Here is a 6,426-nt window from a genome sequence, read left to right as displayed (position 1 = left end):
GAAGGGGTAGTCGATCTCCGGCAGGCCCTGATAGGGGCGTGACGAAGCGACGTAGAGATCTGCCGGCACCTTCATGTTGAGCGCCTCGTGCGGCCGCTCCTGATTGAATTCGCTGACGAAAGCGTCGAAGCGGGCCTGCTGCTGGAGGATGTNAGCGCCTCGTGCGGCCGCTCCTGATTGAATTCGCTGACGAAAGCGTCGAAGCGGGCCTGCTGCTGGAGGATGTTTTTGCCCGGTGGTCTGGTCGCCTCTTTCTTCAGCGTCAGGTGCATGCGCTCATGCCGGCCGTTTTCTTGGGGACGGCCCGGCCTGATGCGCTCCAGCGTGATCCCGAGCCTCAGCCACCACACCGACAGCTTCGACAGATTGTAGAGCCCGTTGGGGCTGGCGAACGGCAAGCCGTTGTCGCTGCGGATCGCCGTCGGCAGGCCGCATTCGGTAAACAGCCGCCGGAACGCGTCGAAGACAGCCCGTTCTCGTGTCGATTCAAAGGCTTCGCAGGCGAGAAGATAACGTGACGCCTGGTCGGTGACCGTCAGCGGGTAACAGTATCGGCCATCTCCGAGCTTGAACTCGCCCTTGAAGTCGGCACACCACAGATCGTTCGGCAGTAATGCCTGTGACAAGGCTGTCCCTTCGGCTCGATGTCGTTGCCGCTTGCGGGCATGGGCGACCAGACCATGTCGATCGAGAACGGCATGCACCGTACTCTTCGACGGCACGCGCACATCGCCGGCCAGGCGCTTCACCAAAAGCTCCCTGATCTTCCTGGCACCCCAATGCGGCTTGCTCTTCTTGCACGAGACGATCATCGCCTCGACCGGCTCAGGCAGCTGGTTGGCATAACGCACCGGCCGTCGAGACCGATCCGTCAGTGCCTCCAGGCCGTCGTCCTTATAGCGATTGAAGATTTTGTAGCCGGTCTTGCGCGAGATGCCGAATGCACGGCACACATCGCTCATGCCTTCGCCCTCTAATAGCCGGGCGACAAATCGTAGACGTTCCTCCATCACCGAAGTCTCTTTCCACGGCATCAACACCTCCCGCCAAAAAGCGAAAAGTGTCACCCATGTCTCCGGTACAAAACGTCACCTATCTCTCAGGTCGGGCATGGTTCTCGCGCGGCATATAATTTTAGACTGACCGTCCTAAATCTTGGACTGGCCGAACATGAATTTTAGACTGAGCCTAAAATATCCCATTGAGATTGCAGATCGGTGCAATTTCGGGATGCTTCACTAAAGTCCGCTTATCTCACGGCGCGAACCCAGCACTCACGTCAGCGTCTTCATCGTCCACCGCCGTCTCCTCCACGACAACACGTCTGTTGTGGTTCCTGAAGAATTCAGGGGACCACGACGACGACACGTACGATGGGCTCCCGTCGAGCAGCCGGTAGTCCTGCAATGCATTCGTCACCTTCTTGCGCATTTCGGCGAGCTGATCGAAATCCTGGAAGTCGTAGAAGTCGGTCTGGATGAATGGGGACTGCAGAGCCATTGCTGCGATCGCATATCCGGCACGCAGATCGTGGACGCGCCACGCCGCAGCGAGACTGTACTTCCCGAAATAGGGATTCAGGTCTTCCAGCTCCTGGAGGGCGTTCTGCACGCGGTCGTCGATTTCTCCAAGATTGACGACGCCCCACTCCGTCTTGTTGCGCACGAGGTACACCCACCGGGCATCGTCGACCGGTTCCATCGGATCACGGGAGCGAGTGCAGGCTAGATAGTTTTCGAGCCTTGTCGGCGAGGCACGCATCACGCTCAGTAGTTCAACGACTTTTCCAACATCGCGGCGTTCGCACGACAGTGCAACTTGTTGGAAACGCTTGCTGATGCTGCGCGCGATGTGCGGCGTAGGGTGAGAAAGCATCCCGGATGTAAGGAACCATTCCGGTTTTTTTCTGTTTGCGGATCATGTAAAACACATCTGACCACAATATCGCTGCGTCGCGAAGTAGCGGAAAGCGATCCAGGCTACGCCCGTCTTCGAATGCACGCATGACTTCGCGTGCCGCTTCTCGCCTTGCTGCCGTCGTCTCTGCAGTAGGACAGGCGAAGCCATGTCGAGTCATTCCGTCAAGCCGACTATCGTTTCCCATTTGCTCCCCCGCGTGTTGTCACGCGACGGTGCAATGGCGGAGCGCAAGGGACAAAGGCTCCGAGGCATGCTGTTAGGCGTCGAGCCGACCTTTTCGCGGGGCCCCGTTCAGACTACGCAAGCTCGGGGGTTGCTATGTCTCCGGTTGGCGTCCGCTCGATGATAGGCAGTCTGTCGCCAGGAAGGACTTCCTCGTTCAGCAGGCGGATCATTCGCGGAGAAACCGGCCGCTGGTTCGCCCACGTTTCCGGCATGCCCCGCAGCGCGATGTGTTCCGGGCCGTTGAAGACCACCTCGCCTGTCAGCTTCTCGAAGTCGAACGCGATGAAGATGAGGTGCTCCGCACGAGCATCCACCTTCCTGAACACAGGCCCTCGGCCAGTTCCGGTCGCCTTCACCTGCACTGAACGTCCGTCCGGAGCGTGGCCGTCGATGCCAGTTCCTCCGCCAGGTTTCAGCGTCAAACCGAACAATTCGGCCGCGACCGCTTCGCCGATATCGCCCACGAGCTTTCCGTCAAGGGTGAAGGCCAGGCCCGGCACGGCGTAGTGTCGCCGAACTCGGTCGCGCGCGATCACCAGATCCGCAATGACGGGTGGTAGTTGAAATTTCGTCATGTCACGTATTCAGCGACTCTTCCCATTCTGCTCCCATCACCCACGAGAGTGCCGACATTCGTCCGCTCAGAAGCCCCCAATCGAAATCATCCCATCCGAGGTTCTTCCGCCCATACTTCCGTTCGATCCTGCGCGCCGCCTTCTGAGCGGTCGCGAATAAGCGCGGCAAGGCAGGCCATCGGTCGTCCTTCCCGAAAGGCGGATAGCGCCTCGGTGACGGTGAGCGATCCCATCTCGTCGAGAGCGGCGAGAATGCGAACGCGGTCTCCGAGCGGGCATTTGTAAAACCCGTAACGAAGGAGGTCTTTTGCGTTGAAAAGCCGGTTGCTGCCGGCGAAGTCAGCCATCGCCACCGGGCGGTAGCCGTGCCCTGCCCGTTCGGCGGCCAGTGCGATCCAGTCGGGTGGCTTCGGAGCGCCAAGAGCGACGTCGACCACGAAGGTGCGGTCGTCGGTCCCAGTAACGATGATATCGATCAGATAGGTCTCGCCGCCATAGGTCAGCTCGACGCCGTCGCACGTCCAGGCGACGACATCCGGATCGACGTCGAGCAGGCACGCGAAGTCTCGGGCGGCCTGACTCCGAAAAACCGGAGTCCCGGCGCACTTGATTGTGGCAAGCGGGTAGTAGAAGCGAGGCGGCGCTCGTCGCGGGTCGACATCGCCCGGCGGTCGCTCGAATGGAATGCTCGTCATGGCACCCTCGGAAAACACAATACGAAAAGGCGGACGCCGAACTAGATCCGGCAGTCAGTCATCGTATTCGGACCGAGTGGTAGCGAGCGTTCTTACCCATGATGGCGAGAACGTTTAGAGAACAGAAATGCGGGCGTCAAGGATCTGTGTAGAGAACCGCAAGGACCGCAGGCTGGCGAAGAACCAGAACGGCAAGCGCCGGGTGGTCGTCGTCATGCGGGAGCGCAACGGCCGCACGCTGCCATTCGTGGTGCCGAAGGAGCATCTGGCGGTGCCCATCATCGAGCGCCGGGTTAGTCTCGACAGCACGCTTCACGCGGACGAAGCGCTGGGATGGGATCCGCTCCACGTCCTGTTCGACATCAAGCGGATCAACCACCAGGAGGCCTACAGCCATGATGGATCCTGCACGAACCAGGCGGAGTCGTTCTTCTCTCGCATCCGGAGGGCGGAGATCGGCCAGCACCACCACATCGCCGGCCCATATCTCGATAAGTACGCCAAGGAAATGGCGTGGCGCGAGGACACGAGGCGGATGTCGAACGGGGAGCAGTTCCTGCTGGCCGCCTTCGCCGCGCTTTCGACGGCGACGTCCCAGAACTGGCAGGGCTACTGGCAACGGCGCAAAGGCGAACGCCACCGGCTTAGATTGTCCGCCACAGACCCAGCCGTGCCCGCCTGTCAGATCGGGATCCATCCATGTCAGCCGTCATCCGGAAGACCGCTGCCGAGCGATGTCGAGCAAGGCCTCGAATCTGGAATCTTCGCGCAGCGACGCGAAATCGTCGTCGTGCCGTGCCCATGCTGCCATCCGCGGGTGCATACGTTGCAAGGCTCGAGCCAGCAAATCGAGCGCCTCATCGTGGGCTCCAAGCCGGGCGTGTACACAGGCGACGTTATACAGGACCTGAGTGTCGTCCGGATCGAGCCACAATGCTCTCGCCGCCCATTCTTTTGCGCGTGTCAGCTCCCCCAGGAAGATGAGCGCCATGGCTCCGTAACAAGCAGCACGCACGTTGTCGGGATGACGCTCCAACTCACGTTCTGCGCGCTCGAAGCTGCGGCGTTCCGCCAAAAGTGCATCGCTTTCACGCCCGAGAGCGTGGTATTCTTGGGCTAGATGGCCTATCGCCTGGAAGTCGTCCGGAGCAACTTCGGCAGCGCGCTCGTAGTGTTTGGCAGCTTCTTCATGGTTACCCTGCAATACGCAGCTTCGCGCGTAAAAATAGTGACCCTCATATAAGCCCGGATCAAGGTGAATTGCCCGCTCGAACTCAGATGATGCAAGTTCATACTCTGCGCCAAGTGACAGGGCGAGACCACGCGAGGCGTGCGCTTCAGCCAGCTCCGGATCGAGATCCAGGGCTTGGCTGCTCGCCGCAATTATACCTTCAGGCGATATCTCGCGGTGCATGATCCAGCGAAAGGCGTCGCAATCGGCGACGCCTGCATGGGCCTGCGCATAGTTGGGATCGAGCTCGATCGCCCTCTGGAACATCCGACGGGCGAGCTCGTACGACTTGGTGGAGTGACGGCTTAAATACTGACGCCCCCGCAAATAAAACTGATAGGCCTCGATGTTGCTGGTCTTAATCTTGCGGATCGCCTGACTTTCCTGCCGAAGTAGCCGCACCTTTAGGGCATCCACTATGCTGTGGGCGATTTCGTCCTGGATTGCGAAGATGTCAGTCAGGTCGCGATCATAACGGTCGGCCCAGAGATGCATTCCGTCCTTGGCGTTGATGAGCTGTGCGCTGATGCGGACGCGCCGGCCGGCTTTTCGAACGCTTCCTTCCAGAATCGTCGTGACGTTGAACCGTTTGCCGACCTCTCCAGCGGCGACCGACTTGCCCTTGTAGGTGAAGACCGAGTTTCGGGCGACTACCGAGAGACCCGAAACCTTCGACAGGTCGGTGATGATGTCCTCGGTGATGCCGTCGGCGAAGTAGTCCTGCTCAGGATCGCCGCCCAAATAGCTGAATGGGAGCACAGCGATCGATGGTTTCCCGCGTACGGAACGCTCCGGAACGGTCGCTTCGACTGCCGTAGCATGAGTTGCCGCAGACGGCCCAAACACGACGCGATAGACCCGAACCGGACGCGAGATGTTCCTCAGGGTCTGTTCGCCAGCGTCCTCGAAAACGATGTCCAGTCGGTTGCCGACATGCTCGCGAACTGACGCGGACACGGAGATGCCCCCTGGACTGGCGATGCTTTCCAGCCGCGCAGCCACGTTTACGCCGTCGCCGTAGATGTCGTTCTCGTCAACAATGATGTCGCCGACGTTGATGCCCATTCGGAACTCAATCCGCCGTTCCTCTGGCACACCGGCATTGCGCTCCTGCATTCTGCTTTGAATCTCGGCAGCGCAGGCGACCGCATTGACCACGCTCGTAAACTCTACCAGCATGCCGTCTCCGATAAGCTTGACAATGCGACCCTGGTGCTCGGAGATCCTCACGTCGACCAATTCCGCGCGATGGGCTTTGAGCGCAGCCAACGTAGCGGCCTCGTCAGCGCCCATAAGGCGGCTGTAACCGACCACATCGACTGCCAGGATGGCAGAAAGCCGACGTTGGACGCGTTCCTCAGCCATTGGCCTGATTGCTTTCGGAAAAATGGAGTATGACAGATTCTACTAGGGCTCTGCTGAGGAGTCCATCGCCATCCGGAACACCTCCGCTTGCGATGCCGCCAAACCGCTGCATCCTGGCGCGAGCTGTCTCCGGCTGAGGTTGGGGAGGCACTTGCTACCGGATCATCGTGTCCTTCTCGCCCAGACCTGATTGCCTCTGTCGTCCTTCACGGATCGAACATCGCCCTCGTCGCGCTGCTGCCGGAGCGCCTTGGACACGCAATTTACTAGATCGGAGACATATTTCCTGTCCCGTGCGTCGTCGCCTCGAAGAGCCACGATGGGGAGATTCTTGTTGCGCGCCTGAACGGAAAGGTGGTCGGCTGCGTGATGATGCAGCGGATCGACGAACACACATGCGAGATGAAGCGCATGT

4 protein-coding genes and 3 pseudogenes are annotated in these 6,426 nt (G+C 59.9%); 1 reads left to right on the top strand and 6 read right to left on the bottom strand.

Features of this window, described 5'->3' with window-relative positions; all coding sequences use genetic code 11:
- The 4 genes and pseudogenes from BN1800_RS38795 to BN1800_RS38780 form a co-directional block, all read right to left on the bottom strand.
- Positions 1-1,034, bottom strand: a pseudogene (locus BN1800_RS38795) (integrase core domain-containing protein); the annotation flags it as partial.
- 220 nt (positions 1,035-1,254) lie between these two features.
- Entirely contained in the window at positions 1,255-1,701 is a 447-nt protein-coding gene (locus tag BN1800_RS38790) for a hypothetical protein (RefSeq protein ID WP_143534255.1), read from the bottom strand.
- 515 nt (positions 1,702-2,216) lie between these two features.
- Positions 2,217-2,720, bottom strand: coding sequence for a DUF6998 domain-containing protein (locus BN1800_RS38785; protein WP_087006169.1), 504 nt, complete (start codon positions 2,718-2,720; stop codon positions 2,217-2,219).
- 86 nt (positions 2,721-2,806) lie between these two features.
- Entirely contained in the window at positions 2,807-3,415 is a 609-nt protein-coding gene (locus BN1800_RS38780; protein WP_244564817.1) for a hypothetical protein, read from the bottom strand.
- 154 nt (positions 3,416-3,569) lie between these two features.
- Between BN1800_RS38780 and BN1800_RS43250 the strand changes: the two are divergent.
- Positions 3,570-4,040: pseudogene (locus BN1800_RS43250) on the top strand (transposase); the annotation flags it as partial.
- A gap of 84 nt (positions 4,041-4,124) precedes the next feature.
- Here BN1800_RS43250 and BN1800_RS38770 read toward each other — a convergent pair.
- Together BN1800_RS38770 and BN1800_RS42080 are read right to left on the bottom strand one after the other, a co-directional pair.
- A complete protein-coding gene (locus BN1800_RS38770) occupies positions 4,125-6,011 on the bottom strand; it encodes an adenylate/guanylate cyclase domain-containing protein (RefSeq protein WP_087006166.1) in 1,887 nt (628 codons plus the stop codon).
- Positions 6,012-6,173: 162 nt separating this feature from the next.
- Positions 6,174-6,426: pseudogene (locus BN1800_RS42080) on the bottom strand (hypothetical protein); the annotation flags it as partial.

The organism is Rhizobium sullae (assembly GCF_900169785.1).
GTDB lineage: Bacteria > Pseudomonadota > Alphaproteobacteria > Rhizobiales > Rhizobiaceae > Rhizobium > Rhizobium sullae.
This window is presented reverse-complemented; position numbering and strand designations above follow the sequence as displayed.

Bases quoted from the DNA above. Each gene is read 5' to 3' on its own strand.
- BN1800_RS38790 (WP_143534255.1), bottom strand. From the start codon at position 1,701: ATGGAACCGGTCGACGATGCCCGGTGGGTGTACCTCGTGCGCAACAAG.
- BN1800_RS38785 (WP_087006169.1), bottom strand. From the start codon at position 2,720: ATGACGAAATTTCAACTACCACCCGTCATTGCGGATCTGGTGATCGCG.
- BN1800_RS38780 (WP_244564817.1), bottom strand. From the start codon at position 3,415: ATGACGAGCATTCCATTCGAGCGACCGCCGGGCGATGTCGACCCGCGA.
- BN1800_RS38770 (WP_087006166.1), bottom strand. From the start codon at position 6,011: ATGGCTGAGGAACGCGTCCAACGTCGGCTTTCTGCCATCCTGGCAGTC.